This is a genomic window from Phreatobacter sp. (assembly GCF_027532945.1).
Lineage (GTDB): Bacteria > Pseudomonadota > Alphaproteobacteria > Rhizobiales > Phreatobacteraceae > Phreatobacter.
Genome location: NZ_JAPZTZ010000009.1, coordinates 160,225 through 174,715, shown reverse-complemented (window position 1 = coordinate 174,715; position 14,491 = coordinate 160,225). Strand labels below are relative to the sequence as shown.

General features: G+C 68.7%; 11 protein-coding genes and 1 tRNA gene. 8 read left to right on the top strand and 4 right to left on the bottom strand.

Annotation, left to right across the window (positions count from 1 at the left end):
- The first annotated feature begins 50 nt into the window (after positions 1-50).
- Positions 51-127, top strand: a tRNA-Met gene (locus tag O9344_RS07530).
- Positions 128-152: 25 nt separating this feature from the next.
- On the opposite strand, the gene O9344_RS07525 is transcribed toward O9344_RS07530, so the two are convergent.
- Positions 153-1,427, bottom strand: a complete 1,275-nt coding sequence (locus tag O9344_RS07525) for a GGDEF domain-containing protein (protein ID WP_298474800.1) — start codon at positions 1,425-1,427, stop codon at positions 153-155.
- Between the two features lie 510 nt (positions 1,428-1,937).
- On the opposite strand from O9344_RS07525, the gene O9344_RS07520 reads away from it, so the two are divergent.
- The 7 genes from O9344_RS07520 to O9344_RS07490 all read left to right on the top strand — a co-directional run bounded on the left by O9344_RS07520 (position 1,938) and on the right by O9344_RS07490 (position 11,045).
- Positions 1,938-2,189, top strand: coding sequence for an acyl carrier protein (locus O9344_RS07520; protein ID WP_298474798.1), 252 nt, complete (start codon positions 1,938-1,940; stop codon positions 2,187-2,189).
- Positions 2,190-2,192: 3 nt separating this feature from the next.
- Complete coding sequence (locus tag O9344_RS07515; RefSeq protein ID WP_298474795.1) at positions 2,193-3,386, top strand: acyl-CoA dehydrogenase family protein; 1,194 nt, start codon at positions 2,193-2,195, stop codon at positions 3,384-3,386.
- Positions 3,387-3,390: 4 nt separating this feature from the next.
- Positions 3,391-4,308 carry an amino acid--[acyl-carrier-protein] ligase gene (locus O9344_RS07510; RefSeq protein ID WP_298474793.1) on the top strand — a complete coding sequence of 306 codons (918 nt, stop codon included), beginning with the start codon at positions 3,391-3,393 and terminating at the stop codon, positions 4,306-4,308.
- A 4-nt stretch (positions 4,309-4,312) separates the two neighbouring features.
- Positions 4,313-5,326 carry a DUF1839 family protein gene (locus tag O9344_RS07505; RefSeq protein ID WP_298474791.1) on the top strand — a complete coding sequence of 338 codons (1,014 nt, stop codon included), beginning with the start codon at positions 4,313-4,315 and terminating at the stop codon, positions 5,324-5,326.
- 7 nt (positions 5,327-5,333) lie between these two features.
- The gene (locus O9344_RS07500) at positions 5,334-7,799 is read left to right on the top strand and encodes a glycoside hydrolase family 2 protein (RefSeq protein WP_298474790.1); all 2,466 of its coding nucleotides are present in this window, start codon (positions 5,334-5,336) and stop codon (positions 7,797-7,799) included.
- Positions 7,796-9,520, top strand: a complete 1,725-nt coding sequence (locus tag O9344_RS07495) for an alpha/beta fold hydrolase (protein ID WP_298474788.1) — start codon at positions 7,796-7,798, stop codon at positions 9,518-9,520. The genes O9344_RS07500 and O9344_RS07495 overlap by 4 nt, the downstream gene beginning before the upstream one ends.
- An 82-nt stretch (positions 9,521-9,602) precedes the next feature.
- Positions 9,603-11,045 carry an undecaprenyl-phosphate glucose phosphotransferase gene (locus O9344_RS07490; RefSeq protein ID WP_298474786.1) on the top strand — a complete coding sequence of 481 codons (1,443 nt, stop codon included), beginning with the start codon at positions 9,603-9,605 and terminating at the stop codon, positions 11,043-11,045.
- Between the two features lie 79 nt (positions 11,046-11,124).
- Here O9344_RS07490 and O9344_RS07485 read toward each other — a convergent pair whose 3' ends face one another.
- Genes O9344_RS07485 through O9344_RS07475 form a run of 3 tightly spaced genes read right to left on the bottom strand, consistent with a single transcriptional unit; the run spans position 11,125 to position 14,490 of the window.
- Positions 11,125-12,186 (bottom strand): glycosyltransferase family 1 protein, encoded by a 1,062-nt coding sequence (locus O9344_RS07485; protein ID WP_298474784.1) that lies wholly within the window; start codon positions 12,184-12,186, stop codon positions 11,125-11,127.
- Complete coding sequence (locus tag O9344_RS07480) at positions 12,173-13,486, bottom strand: O-antigen ligase (RefSeq protein ID WP_298474782.1); 1,314 nt, start codon at positions 13,484-13,486, stop codon at positions 12,173-12,175. The genes O9344_RS07485 and O9344_RS07480 overlap by 14 nt, the downstream gene beginning before the upstream one ends.
- Positions 13,483-14,490: a glycosyltransferase gene (locus O9344_RS07475; protein WP_298474780.1), complete on the bottom strand. Its 1,008-nt coding sequence runs from the start codon at positions 14,488-14,490 to the stop codon at positions 13,483-13,485. The genes O9344_RS07480 and O9344_RS07475 overlap by 4 nt, the downstream gene beginning before the upstream one ends.
- Between the last annotated feature and the right edge of the window lies 1 nt (position 14,491).

Genomic DNA, 14,491 nt, shown 5'->3' with positions numbered 1-14,491 from the left:
TATATCCGCGCTCTCGCAAGGCTGGTTCACCGGTCCTGCGGCCCCTTTGGGGCGGGGTAGCTCAGTTGGTGAGAGCGCAGGATTCATAACCCTGAGGTCGGCAGTTCGACTCTGCCTCCCGCTACCAAACGGCCGGATTGCCCGGCCCCTTTTCACGACATCGTCGCTCTGGCGTCATCCAAGGCTGGCCCCGCGACCACCCGGTTGCGGCCGAGGCGCTTGGCTTCATAGAGCCGCGAATCCGCCGGCCGCAGCAGGACCTCCAGGCCCCTTCCCTCGTCCGGCGCCGTCGCCACGCCGACGCTGATGGTCGGCGCGGGGGCGCCCGCATCGGCTAGCGCCTCCGCGACCGCCTGGCGAATACGCTCCGCCGTCATCCGGGCAGCTGTGGCCGCGAGGTCGGGGGCGAGGATGACGAACTCCTCGCCGCCATAGCGGAAGAGGCGATCGTCGGCGCGAATGTGGCCGCGGATAGTCTCGACGATCCGCCGCAAGACGGCGTCACCGGCAATGTGACCCAGGCTGTCGTTGATCTGCTCGAAATGATCGGCATCGATCATCAGCAGGCTGCACGGCCTGCCGCTGTCGATGGCCTGGGCCAGCATGGCGGGGGCGAGCGCCGTGAAGCGCTCGCGCGTCAAGGCGCCAGTCAGCGCATCCCGGCTCGTCGCGCCGAGCAGGACTTCGTATTTGTGCCGGTAGGTGAGCTTGTGGAAGATGTCGGCCAGCGGTTGCGGCGCCGTCTCCTCCGCCTTGCGCTCGAAGACCGCCAGATAGATGCCGATGCAGGCGGCATAGACGACAGCCGCCCCCATCTTGGCGATCCAGCCGCCGAACAGCGCGCTCCAGGGCGTTCCCGTCACCCAATGGAGGCCTACGAAAAAGGCGACCTGGTCGAAGGTGAGGATGATGGCAAGGCTCAGCCAGGCCCTGACCACCAGGGACCGCGCGAGAAGCCCGCGCAGGCGCTCATAGATGAGGATGAGCGCGATGGCGTCGATGAAGAGCAGCGTCGTGCCCCACACCATCAGCAGGCCCATCTGGTCGATCAGCGCGAGGTCCGGATTGTAGCCCGGCAGCGATACGGGCGGGCCCGACAGCCGCAGCATGGCGACCAGCGCCACCATCAGGAAATTGCCGATGAGCAGGCCGTAGATGGGCTGGCGCACCGCCTCCGCATCCTCGCGGATGTAGAACAGCAGGATGATGGCGAGCTTGCCGGAGAAAAGAACGGTCGAACCCGGCGAGATCAAACCGAAAGGCAGCTCGATGAAGAAAACGGCTGCGAGATAGGTCTCGAGGAAATGCATCACGCCGAGGGCGCAAAAGAAGGCGCCAAGGCCGAGGACGGATCGGCCGCGAAATAGTGCTGCCATGACGGTGAAGTAGACGACCGACTGCGCCAGCAGGAGAAGGATGCCCGACATGTGAAAATCGCTTTGATGAAATCGGCCGAGAACGCCATGGAGCCATCGCGTTCGGCCCGACCAACCTTGCCCGGATTCGACGTCAGGCACGACCCCGGGTGGCCGCAGATGTCCCACGTTGCGCAGACATGGCGACACAGTGGAGCCATACCCGGCCTGAAGGATGGTATCTCGCCATTTTGGCACAGATCATCGTTGATGAGGTCTTAACGGCCCGTGCCTGTCTGGCCAGACCGCGGAAAAAGAGCCGTCAGACCGGCGAAAATGACTGCGTTCGGCCCCTCAGGACGGCGGCGTCCATCTTGCACAGGACATCCCGACAGCACCGCGCTGTCTCGACTGGAAACAGGCCCTGGCCACCGGCGTGCTCACGCAACGGTAACACGGTGTTTCTGGCATCCAGCCGAAGGTTCCGCGGTTAACGCTAGCGGTAATCAAACGTTGATTACCTCGTTCAAATGTATCACATCGATCCTCGGGAACGGGGATCGCCCACAGGAGCGATCCGAAATGAACAGTCAGGTCAGAGAGATCATCGCCCGCACGGTGGAGCTGCCGGGCGGCGTGGACGGTCTCGTCGACGCCAGCGACCTCTACGAGGCCGGGATGACCTCCTTCGGCTCCGTCCAGCTCATGCTGGCGCTGGAGGAAGCCTTCGACATCGAATTCCCCGAGCGGATGCTGAACCGCCGGCTTTTCTCCTCCATCGCCTCGATCACTGCCGCTCTCGAAGAGCTGAAGGGCGAGAAGGTCGGAGCCTGAGCCATGCTGGACCGGTCGGAACCCGATGCCACCCCGCGCACCGCGGCCCTCATCGCCCGCGCCAAGCGCGTCGCGACCGTCGCCGCCGCGCATGCGGATGCGGTGGACCGCGACCCCCGCTTTCCCCGCGAGGCGGTCGACGCCATGCGCGAGGAGCGCCTCCTCGGCATCATGATTCCGGCCCATCTCGGCGGTGAAGGCGCTGACTTCGCCGATATCGCGCAGATCTGCACCACGCTGGGTGCGGCCTGCTCGGCCTCCGGCATGGTCTTCGCCATGCACCAGATCAAGGCGTCGAGCCTCGTCCATCACGGGCTCGACAGCGACTGGCATCGTGCCTTCATGCAGAAGGTGGCTGAGAAGCAGCTCCTGCTCGGCTCGGCGACGACCGAGGCCGGCATTGGCGGCGATCTGCGCAACTCCATCTGCTCCATCGTGCCCGATGGCGACAATGTCCGCATCGAGAAGGACGCGACCGTCATCTCCTACGGCCTCGATGCCGACGCGATCCTCGCGACCGCCCGCCGGGCGCCCGACGCCGCCTCGTCCGACCAGGTCATGGTCGTCATCGAGAAGCATCAGGCGAGCCTCGAACAGACCTCGACCTGGGACACGCTCGGCATGCGCGGCACCACCTCGCACGGCTTCAAGCTGGCTGCGACCGTGCCCGCCGAGCAGGTCTTCCCCAAGCCCTTCGCCGAGATCGCCGCGCAGTCCATGCTGGCGAGCTCGCACCTGTTCTGGGCCGCTCTCTGGTTCGGCATCGCCGGTTCGGCGCTGTCGAAGGCGCAGGCGAGCGTCCGCCAGGCCGCCCGCCGCATGCCGAATGCGGTGCCGCCGGGCGCCGCGCGCCTTGCAGCTGCCGCCGCAGAACTCGCCGGCCTTAAGACCCTGGTGCGTGACGGCATCGCCCGCTTCGAGGCCGCCCGCCACGACGACGCGGCCATCAACTCGATGGCCTTCGCGGTGGCGATGAACGCCGTGAAGGTCGAGGCCTCGCGCCGCGCCGTCGCCCTGGTCCAGGAGGCGCTGACCATCGTCGGCATCCAGGGCTACAAGAACGCCAATCCCTTCTCCATCGGCCGCCAGCTGCGCGACATCCTGTCGGCGCCGCTGATGATCGCCAATGACCGCATCCTTTCAAACACCGCGACCATGCTCCTCATGTCGCGCCTCGACACCGACCTGGAGGACTGACGCGATGCTCGACAAGACCGAGACCAAGACGTTCCTCGACGACCTGTTCGACCAGGGCCTGCTGATCGAGACCGGCGTGGACGGCCTCTATGGCCGCTCTGGCCTGTTCGAGGCCATTGGCGACGGCTTCCAGGCCCTCGTCAGCCGCTACGGCGCCGCCGACGAGGCCGAGGTCGTGCGCTTCCCGCCGGCCATGGCCCGCTCGATCTTCGAGAAGTCCGGCTACATGAAGAGCTTCCCGCAGCTCGCCGGCACGGTGCACTGCTTCTGCGGCAACCCGGCCGACCATGTCAGCCTGCTGCAGACCATCGAACAGGGCGGCGACTGGACGGCCGGCCAGAAGGCCAGCGAGATCGTGCTGACGCCGGCCGCCTGCTATCCGCTCTATCCGACGGCGGCCAAGCGCGGCGACTTGCCCGCCGAGGGCCGCCTGTTCGACCTGCTCTCCTACTGCTTCCGCCACGAGCCCTCGCAGGACCCGGCGCGCCAGCAGTTCTTCCGCATGCGCGAATATGTGCGCATGGGCACCCCGGACCAGGTGACCGAGTTCCGCGCCTCCTGGCTCGAGCGCGGCCAGGCGCTGATCGGCGAGCTCGGCCTGCCGTTCACCGTCGATGTCGCCAACGATCCCTTCTTCGGCCGGACGGGGAAGATGCTGGCGGTCAACCAGCGTGACCAGCGGCTGAAGTTCGAGCTGCTCATCGCCATCGAGAGCGAGGAGAAGCCCACGGCCTGCCTCTCCTTCAACTATCACCAGGACCATTTCGGCAAGACCTTCGGCCTCACCACGTCCGATGGCGAAGTGGCGCACACGGCCTGTGTCGGCTTCGGCCACGAGCGGGTGATCCTCGCCCTGCTCAAGCACTACGGCACGAATGTGAAGCGCTGGCCGGCCTCGCTGCGCCAGACGCTGGGCCTGTGATCCCATGAAGGCCGTCCTGCCCCATCTCACCGCCGCCACCCACGCCCGTCATGCGCTGCATGACGCGGCCGTGGCCTGGCCGGAGACCAACTGCCACACCGACCTCCTCATCGAGGTCCTCCACGCCCTCGGCCGCGAGCCGGAGGCGGGGCTGGGCATGACGCTGGCGCAGGATTTCGAGGGCGACCAGTTCACCTTCTTCAAGATGCCGAACGGCGATCTCGACAGCCTGTTCGGCCTCGACCTGCAGGAGCTGTCGATCTACCGGCCGCTGGTCGATCACATCGAGGAGCAGGTCGCCCGCGGCCGGCTGGTGCTCGTCGAGGTCGACGCGCATTTCCTGCCGGACACCAAGGGCGTGACCTATCGGGTCGACCATTCGAAGACGACGATCGCGGTCAACCGCTTCGACCGCGCCACGGCGAGCCTCGGCTATTTCCACAATGCCGGCTACTTCGAGATGGCGGGCGAGGATGTCGAGCAGGCCCTCGGCTTTGGCTCCGTGCCGACACCGGTGCTGCCGCCCTATACCGAGTTCGTGAAGATCGCAGGCCCGGGCCTCTCCGGCCGGGCGCTGAAGGAGGCCGCTCTCGCCCGCCTCGCCGGGCACTGGGCGCGCCGACCGACGCGCAACCCGGTGCGCGCCTATGCGGAAGCCCTGCCGTCCGATCTTGCCTGGCTGGCGACGCAGCCGCCCTGCTCGTTCCACCCCTATGCCTTCAACTCGGCCCGTCAGTTCGGCGCCAACATCGCCCTGCTCGGCGCCCATCTCGGCTGGCTCGGGCGGCAGGGCGTAGCCGGCCTCGATCCTGCCATCGCGCGCTGCGCGGCCATGGCGAACGGGATGAAGACCTTCCAGTTCCTGCTGGCGCGGGCGCTGGCGCGCAAGAAATACGACGCGCTCGCCCCGGCTCTGGCCGAGGTCGCCGACCATTACGACGCCCTCATGGAGAGCCTCGCGGCGGCCTTCCGCTTCCCCGCAGCCGAGACGCGGCCGCTGGTGCGCGCCGCCTCCTGAGGACCCCATGGATCCGGTTCGCCACGACACGCACGCGCCCGCCGTGCCGCTCGCCGCGGACTGGCTCATGGCGGTCGTTGCGGCAGGATCGGCGACGACACCCGAGGGCCTTGCGGCAGCAGCCGACTGGATCGCAGCCGCTGTCCCCGGCACGGCCGAGCAGGCGTTGATCGCCGCAGGACGCCTTTCGCCTGGCACTGCCTCCGGGCTGCATGACCTCGATGTCTGGTATCGCCGCGACGTCGTTCTCGATGCACCGGCGACGATCCGGTTCGAGGGGCTGACCGCGCCTGCGGAGATCTTCCTTGACGGTGTTCCGGCCGCGACCATCGCGTCCATGTATGTGCCGACCGTTATCGCCTGCCCGGCCGGTCGCCATGCCATCGCCATCCGTTTCCCGGCGCTGAACCCGGTTCTTGGCGCGGCCAAGGGCCCGCGGGCCCGCTGGCGCCCGATGATGATCCAGCCCGGCACGCTGCGGCTCATCCGCACAACCACGCTCGGCCACATGCCCGGCTGGTCGCCGGAGGTCGCGGTGATCGGTCCTTGGCAGGATGTCCTTGTATTGCCGGAGACCGGTGCCGCGCGCCTGGTGTCGCTGAGGCTCCATGCGCAGCTTGTGGGTGGCGACGGTGTGCTCGATGTCGCGGTGACTTTCGACCGGCCCGTGGACAGCGCGGTCGAGGTGCTGTGTGCCGGCCGTTCCGAGGCGCTGCATCCGGGCGACGACAACGCCCATGCGGGCCGGCTGCTGGTTGCCGATGTGGCGCCGTGGTGGCCGAACGGCCTTGGCGAGCCTGCGATGCATGGCGTGCAGCTTCGCATCGGTGGTCGCATCATCGATGAGGGCTGCGTCGGTTTCCGGACGCTCGCCGTCGATCGCAGTCCCGATGGCCAGGGCTTCGGCCTCGTCATCAACGGCGTGCCGGTCTTCTGCCGCGGCGCGTCGTGGACACCGCCGGACCCGGCAGCGCCGGGCGTCGCCGATCCGCGGCCGCTGCTGAAACTCGCCCGCGATGCCGGCATGACCATGATCCGCCTCTCCGGCACAATGGGACCGGAGAGCCTGGCGTTCCATTCGGCCTGCGACGAGCTGGGCCTGCTGGTCTGGCACGACCTGCCCTTCGCGAATTTCGACTATCCGACCGAGGATCCGGCGTTTCGCGCCCTAGTCGAGGCGGAGGTGCAGCATCTCCTTGGCCGGCTCGCGGGCTCGCCGTCGCTGGCCGTCGTGTGTGGCGGCAGCGAGATGGCGCAGCAGGCGACCATGCTTGGCCTCAAGCCCGATCAGGCCGCCATGCCCTTTTTCGAGGCGCGCCTGCCGGAGCTCGTCGCTGATCTTGCGCCGCAGGCGGCCTATGTCCCGCATACGCCCTGGGGGGGCGCCCTGCCCTTCGTCACCGATGCCGGCGTGACCCACTATTTCGGCGTCGGCGCCTATCGCCGCCCCATCGAGGATGCGCGTCGGTCGGATGTGCGCTTCGCCTCCGAATGCCTCGCCTTCGCGGCCGTTCCCTCCGCCACTTCCCTGGCCCTCCAGGGCATGGATCCCGCCGATACGGCCCGTTGGTCCTCCGGTGTGCCGCGCGATGCCGGCGCCGACTGGGATTTCGAGGACGTCCGCGACCATTATGTCGGTACGCTCTTCGGCGTCGATCCGGCGACGTTGCGCGCATCGGACCCGGAACGCTGGCTGGCGCTCGGCCGCGCCGCTCCCGCCATCCTCATGGAGGCCGTCTTCGCCGAGTGGCGCCGGGCCGGATCGCGCTGCCGGGGTGGCCTCGTCTGGCTCCTCGCCGACATGAAGCCGGGCGCGGGCTGGGGCCTCATCGACCAGCTGGGTGAGCCAAAATCGACATGGCACGCCCTGCGCCGTGCCTTCCGTCCGCTGCATCTCGGCCTCACCGATGAGGGGCTGAACGGTCTCGGCGTCCACCTCGTCAACGAGACGCGCGAGACGCGCGCGGTGCGGCTGACACTGGCGTCCTATGGCGAGGGCCCCCATCCCCTCGCCCGTGCCGAACGCGACCTGACGCTCGCCGCCGGTGAGGCCATCAGCCTGTCGAGCCACGCGCTTTTCGGTCGCTTCTTCGATGTCGCGCATGCCTACCGTTTCGGGCCTCGCGCGCATGGGGCGACGCTCGCCCGGCTTCACGACCCGTCGACGGGAGAGCTTCTCGCCGAGGCGAGCCATGTCCTGCCGGGCTGCGCCGTCGCACCCGGCGAGATCGGCCTCTCGGCCAAGGCTGTCCATGGCGAAGCCGGCCTAGCGCTCGTCCTCGTCGCCGACCGTTTCGCCCATGCCGTCACCGTCGAGGACCCGGCCTTCCGCGCGACCGACGAGGGCTTCTGCCTCGCCCCCGGCGAGACCCGCGTCGTGCCGCTGGTGCGGCGGCATGGCTCGCCCGCCGCCACGGGGGGCCGGGTCACGGCCCTCAACAGCCATCCCGTCGCCTACGAGCACGCCGCATGATTCCGGTCACCTTCAACGGGCTCCTCGGCAAACTGCACCGACCCGACGCCTCCCGCGCCTCGGGCCTTGGCGTCGTCCTGGTGCCGCCGCATGGCGTCGAAGCGCTGGCCGCCACGAAGAGCCTGCGGATCCTCGCGGAAAGCCTCGCCGAACGGGGCCATGCGGTGCTCTGCTTCGACCTGCCGGGCACGGCGGATTCGCTCGGCTCCGACTCGGATCCCGGACGCCTCGATGCGTGGGTGGGTGCTGCGCGCGCAGCCGCCTCTTTCCTCGTCGCAAAGGGCGGTGCCTCAGGCATCGTGATGGGCGGGCTGCGTTTCGGTGCGGCCATCGCGACGCTTGCGGCCACGGGCTGTGAGAGCTTCGCCGGCCTGATGCTGCTCGATCCCGTGGTCAAGGGACGCGTCTATGCGCGCGAACTCGCCCTGACCGCCCGCGCCCTCGCCGAGGGCGCACGCCTCGATCCCGACGCCACGGCAACCGAGGACGGGCTGCTCATTGCCGGCCTGACCACCACCAACGAGACCCTGGCGGCGATCCGCACCGTCGATCTTGGACGGCAGGTGCCGCCTGCCGTGCCGACGCTGGTCCTCCACCGGCCCGGCGCCGCCGACGCCACGTCGCTGGCGACGAGCTGGCCGGCGCGCCAGGACCTCGCTATCGAACCCGTCAGCGGCTTCGAGGCGATCTCGCTGAGCCCGACCATGGCGACGACGCCGCATGAGGTGATCGCGCGCGCGGGCGATTGGCTCGACACCCTTCCGGCCCGGACGCTGCGCCCGGCCGAACCGCTCGAGCCGGCGCGCCTCTCCGGTCCGGGCTTCACCGAGGAAGCCGTCGTCTTCGGCGAGGCCGGGCGGCTGTTCGGCGTCCTGTGCGAGCCGAATGTGCCCGCCGAGGGCCAGCCGGCCCTCATCATCGTCAATGCCGGCCGCAATTCGCATGTCGGCTGGGCCCGCTCCGGCGTGCTTCTGGCGCGCGAACTCGCCGCCCAGGGCGTCGCTTCGCTGCGCATGGACCTCGCCGGCATCGGCGATGGCCGCGACAGGCCGGGCGCCCCTGACACGGTGGACGCCGTCCTCTACCACCCCGCCAATGCGAGCCAGGTCACCGACGGCGTCGACCTGATCGCCGCCCGAGGCTATGGCGAGCTGACGATGCTCGGCGCCTGCTCCGGCGCCTATCTCGCCCTTAACCATGCTGCGGCCGACCCGCGCATCAGCGGGCTGATCCTCGTCAACATCCAGCGCTTCGTCTGGCGTCCCGGCGAGACCGTCGAGGAGGCCATCGCCTCGGCCTATCCGCTAGCCTCCAGCTATGCCGGCAAGGTGTTCGAGGCGCGCGCCTGGAAGCGCATCCTCACCGGCGAGCGCAAGGTCCTGCCCCTCGTCCGCGAGTTCAGCCGGCGGATCGGCCAGCGTGTCGCCGCGATCCGCCCCTCCGAGCAGACGCGGCAGGCGCGCCTGCTCATGCGCGCGCTGTCACAACGGCGTGTCGCAATGGACCTCATCTTCTCGGAGAACGACGCCGGGCTTGGCGATCTCTCCCTGCATTTCGGCAGCGGCGGACGCTGGCTCCTCCGCCAGGGCATTCCACCGATCACGGTGGTGCCGGCGGCGGACCACGACATGACGCCGCCGCAGGCGCGGCGGACCGTCGTGGACCGCGTCAGTGCCCTCGTCAGGCGACGCGGGATGGCGCGAGGGAGCGACGCGGCATGAGGCCTGCAAGGATCAGTGCGACCCTGCGACAGCGTCCCCGCCCGGGACAGAGCTGCCGCAGAATGGCACGAGGCACCTCGCCATGACGCTGAAGGAACTGGATCTCGCCGCAGGCGCCATCACCCGCCGCAACCGTGGCGGCTATGCCTGGACGCGGTTCGCGCTCAAACTCGCCACCGGCGCCATCGACTGGATGGTCATCGCCGGCGCTTCCTTCCTGATCTCCGTCCTCTATGCCCGCGCATCGAGCGGCGAATGGTGGACCTCGCAGTCGCAAGTTGCGCTCGCGGCGGTGCTGGCCAGCACCTTCGTGCTGCTCAATGCCGTACGCGGCCAGTACCAGATCGGCCATTATGTCGGCGTGCGCCGCGATTTCGGCACGACGCTGACCCTCTGGAGCGCCACCTTCGTCATTCTCATCGCCTTCGCATTCGCCACCAAGACCACCGAGAACTTCTCGCGTGTCGCGGTCACGCTCAGCTTCGTCCTCGGCCTGCCGGCCATCTTCATCGCCCGCGGCGCGGCCCGCCGGATGATGACCCTCGGCTCGAAGATCGGCATCATCCCGGCGCGCCGGGTCATGCTGGTCGGCCGCGAGGAGGACGTGACCGCCTTCGCCATGCGCTACCAGCCGTGGAATGCCGGCATGCACATCGCTGGCACGGGCCTGCTCGCCCCCGCCGGCGGCCCGGTCAGCCGCGACGACATTGCCCGCATCGCCAGCCAGGCGCGCGACATGCAGCTCGACGACGTGCTGATCATCGTGCCCTGGTCGGAGACCGAGACGATTGACCGGCTGGTCGATGGGTTCATGCGCATCCCGGTGACCATCCATCTCGGCCCCGAGCGCATCTTCGACCGCTTCCAGGACATCCACATCGCCAAGGCCGGCGGCATCGCCAGCCTGCAGCTCGGCCGGTCGCCGCTGACGGCCGGCGAGGTGACGCTGAAGCGCGCCCTCGACCTCGCGCTCGGCTCCTTCGCCCTGTTCATGTTCACGCCGGTGCTGATGCTCATCGCCCTCGCCATCAAGCTGGACAGCCCCGGCCCGGTGCTGTTCCGCCAGCGCCGCCTCGGCTTCAACCAGCGCGAGTTCCAGATCGTGAAGTTCCGCACCATGACCGTCATGGACGACGGCGACGTGGTGCGTCAGGCCACCCGCAACGACCAGCGCGTGACCCGCGTCGGCCGCGTGCTGCGCCGCTGGAATCTCGACGAGCTGCCGCAGCTGCTCAATGTGCTGGCCGGGCAGATGTCGCTGGTGGGACCGCGTCCCCACGCCATCGCCCATGACCGCGAGTTCGACGAGCGCATCGCCCTCTATGCCCGTCGCCACAACGTCAAGCCGGGCATCACCGGCTGGGCGCAGGTCCATGGCCTGCGCGGCGAGACCGACACTGACGCCAAGATGAAGGCGCGCGTCGAGCACGACCTGTTCTACATCGACAACTGGTCGATCCTGCTCGACATCGAGATCCTGTTCCGCACGGTCTTCTCACGCAAAGCCTACGACAATGCCTTCTGAAGGTTCGTGGCCAGCGCCGACCGAAAAAGGCCGCGGAGCAATCCGCGGCCTTCGTCGTGTCAGGAGTTGCAGGATCGGCTCAGGCGGCGAGAACCGCGTCGAGGGCCGCGAGCGCATCGCGCCAGGCGCTCTCGACATCAAGCTGGCCCGGCGAGCGTGGCGCAGCGGCGGCGGCCTCGATGGCCTCGGCGACCTCATGGAGCCCGGCATGGGTTGGAACCAGCCTCAGCCGCCCCTCGTCGAGCAGACGACGATAGGTCGGGTGGTGGTCGAAGGCCCCCGCCGTCTCCGGCGCGTTCACGACCACCGGACGGCCGGACATGGCGCAGGCCAGGACACTGCCGCGCCGGCTGGTGAGGCCTTCGGCGAAGAGATAGGCGAAGACGTCGACTTCGGCGAAAGCGGCGAAGAGGTCGGCGTCATCGGCGATATAGCCGCTGACATGGATTCGATCCTCGACGCCGAGGGCCCTGGCGCGGGCGCGGAAATCGCCTTCCACGTCGTCCTGCCCCTTGACGAAGGAGCCAAGGAAGATGGCGAAGGGGTCGGCCCCGCGTTGGACCAGCGTCGCCGTCAGGTCGAGGATCTGGGCCGATTGCTTGCGCGGATAGATCGAGCCGAAATGGCCAAGCACAAGCCGGCCACGGTGGCGCTCGGCGGCCATGAGCCGGCTCAGTTCCGTCTCGGGCAGGTGCTCGGGCAGGATGACGTTCGGCGGAATGGGCACGATGCCACGCCGCTTCGGCGCGAGGCGGGATTGCGGGCTTGCGGCGAATTGCGCGGCAACCTCGGGCGAGGAGAACAGAATCGCGGAGGCCAGCGGCAGCAGCGGCGCGTAGCTCGCCCGCCGCTTCCAGTCGAGATCGGCCCATTCATGCAGCACGATGAGCACCGGGCGACCGGCAGCGCGAGCCCGCCCCGCAGCCGTGATCGGCTCCACGAGGCGCTTCTTCCAGGCGACCACAGGCAGGTTCAGCACCAGCACGCCGGCCTCCGCCGGCGGTTCGGTGCCAAGCGGGCGCGTTGCGGCGCGGTCGCCGGCGGTCGCCGCGAGGCGGCGGGCAAACGCCTCGACGCCGCAGGGCGCGGCCGTCTCGGAGACAAGGACGTCCAGCCGGGCCGGCGCGTCAGGACGCGACATGCGGCCGCCTCGCGAGATAGTGCAGGCCGAAGACCGCGAAGAGGAAGGTGATCCAGGTCGGATGGAAGCGCAGGTACATGAAGCTCTCCATCACCGACAGGTAGACGCCGAACAGCCAGATCTGCATGAGCATGAGCAGCAGTGCGGGATCCGCGCCGCCGCGACGGGCGGCCAGATAGTTGCGCAGCGGCATGATGACGAAGACGATGAGCGTCAGGGCGAGGCCGGGCAGGCCCATATTGAGCGCCGCATCGATATAGCCGTTATGCGCATGGGCGGCGTGGCCGGCCCACTGGGTGGTGTCCTCCTGGCCGAACCGGGTGCTCTCCAGCGCCCAGTAGGCCTGATAGCCCCAGCCGGTCAGCGGCCGTTCGGCGATCTTCTCGAGGGCCAGTTCCCAGATGTCGGCGCGCCCGGTGAAGGTCGCATCGAAGGGAAGCTTCTGCACCACGCCTGCGATCGCGTCGCTGACCACGGAACCGGGGCCAAGCACCGACAGCACGACAAGCGGAGCGAAAGCGATGGTGCCGACGATGAATCCGCTGCGGATCCGCTGGACCAGGATGGCGATGAGCATGGCGCCGACAAAGAGCATGGTGGAGCTCTTGGCACCCGACATGGCGACGATCAGCACGGAGGCCGCGAGAATCGGTCCAGCTGCGACGGCATAGCCGGCACGGATGGCGAAGATCATCATGAAGATGATCATCGCGAAGATGGCGCCGGTGGTGTTCTTGTGGGCGAAGATGCCGCGCCAGTCACCGGCGAGCTGCGGCTCGCCCACATCCGTTGCCTGGTGAATGGAGAGTTCCGGCATCAGCGCCACGCCGACCAGCGAGAGCGCGGTGACCACGCCCGCCGCGACCACGAGCAAGAGCGCCAGTTGCTTGCGCCCGCGCGGCATCAGGAACAACGTCGCGCACAGAAGGGCCAGCAGGAAGAAGAGGATCAGCCGCTTCATCGACAGGTTCGGATCGGCCGATGTGACGACGGTCACGCAGAGCCAGGCACCGAGCAGGATCCACAGCGGATGGAGAAGGCTCGCCAGCAGCCGCGGCTGGGTCAGCAGCACGATGGCCATGCCGGCTGCCGCGAGCAGGCCATAGGCGAGATAGGTGGCGCCGTCGCGGCCGGTGGCGAGTTCGAGCACATCGGTGCTCGTCAGGTCGGCGAAAGGCTCAAGCGTAATCCAGGCGAGGAGCAGCGTGCCGGCAAAGACCGCCAGGCGGCCCCAGCGCATCAACTCGGCTAGGTCCTCCGTCGGCAGGCGGATGAGCCGGGGGCTGGACAGGACGCTCACGTGGTGGCTCCGGCCTTGTAGGGCTGCTGCTCGACCCCGAACCAGGCTCCGATCCGCCCCGCCGACACGGCGAGCGGATGGGCGGCAACCACCGGATTGCCGGTGCGCAGCAGCGTGAGCGTGGCGCGGGCGAAGGCCAGCGGCACGATGGCGACGTCCTTGGCGAGGATCTTCCAGCGGCCGGCCTCGCCGGCCCGCTTCAGGTCGACGGCGCGGTTGATCGAGCCGATGCGCAGGCCGCGCTTCAACACCCAGGCGATCCGGGCACGCTCGGCCGGCACCGTCTCGGTGATCAGCGCCTCCTCCACCCACCAGGAGCGGAAGCCCGCGAGGCGGCAGCGGGTGAAGAAGTCCATGTCACCGCCGCCGAGGAAGTTGAACCGTGTGTCGAGTGGTTTGGCGCCAAGGCGCTCGAAGACACGGCGATGCATCAGGCAATTGCCGGTGCCATAGATCATCGGCACCGGGCCGGTACGATGATGGCTCGGCCAGAAGACGGGATGATGGCGGAGCACGGACGGTGCTTCGGCGCGGAAACGCGGCACAACCGGCCCGCCGACGACATCGGCATCCTCGCGCTCGGCCGCGGCGACCATCAGGTCCAGCCAGTCGGGAGTCGCGACCTCGTCGTCATCCATCATCAGGATATGGGTCGCGCCCGGGAAGCTGGCGAGGGCGTGGGCGAAGCCAGCATTGATCGCGTGGACATTGCCCTGCGCCGTCTCAACGATGGCCTCGCCTTCCAGGGAACCGCCGGCAAGCCAGCGGCCGGCGACGGCCAGGCCCTCGCGGCCGACGGCCTCGTTCTCCACCACCACGACCGCGAATGCGCGCGCCGTGCGCTGAGCAGCCAGCGAGGCCAGTGTCTCATCCAACATCACTGGCCGCCGGAAGGTTGGCACGACGACGACGGCGCGCACGGCGGCGGCATCGAGGAGCGGGCTGCGCACCGGGGCAGCGGGCGGCGTGGTGGACGTCTCGTCGCGGGACATGGCGAGGGTCACC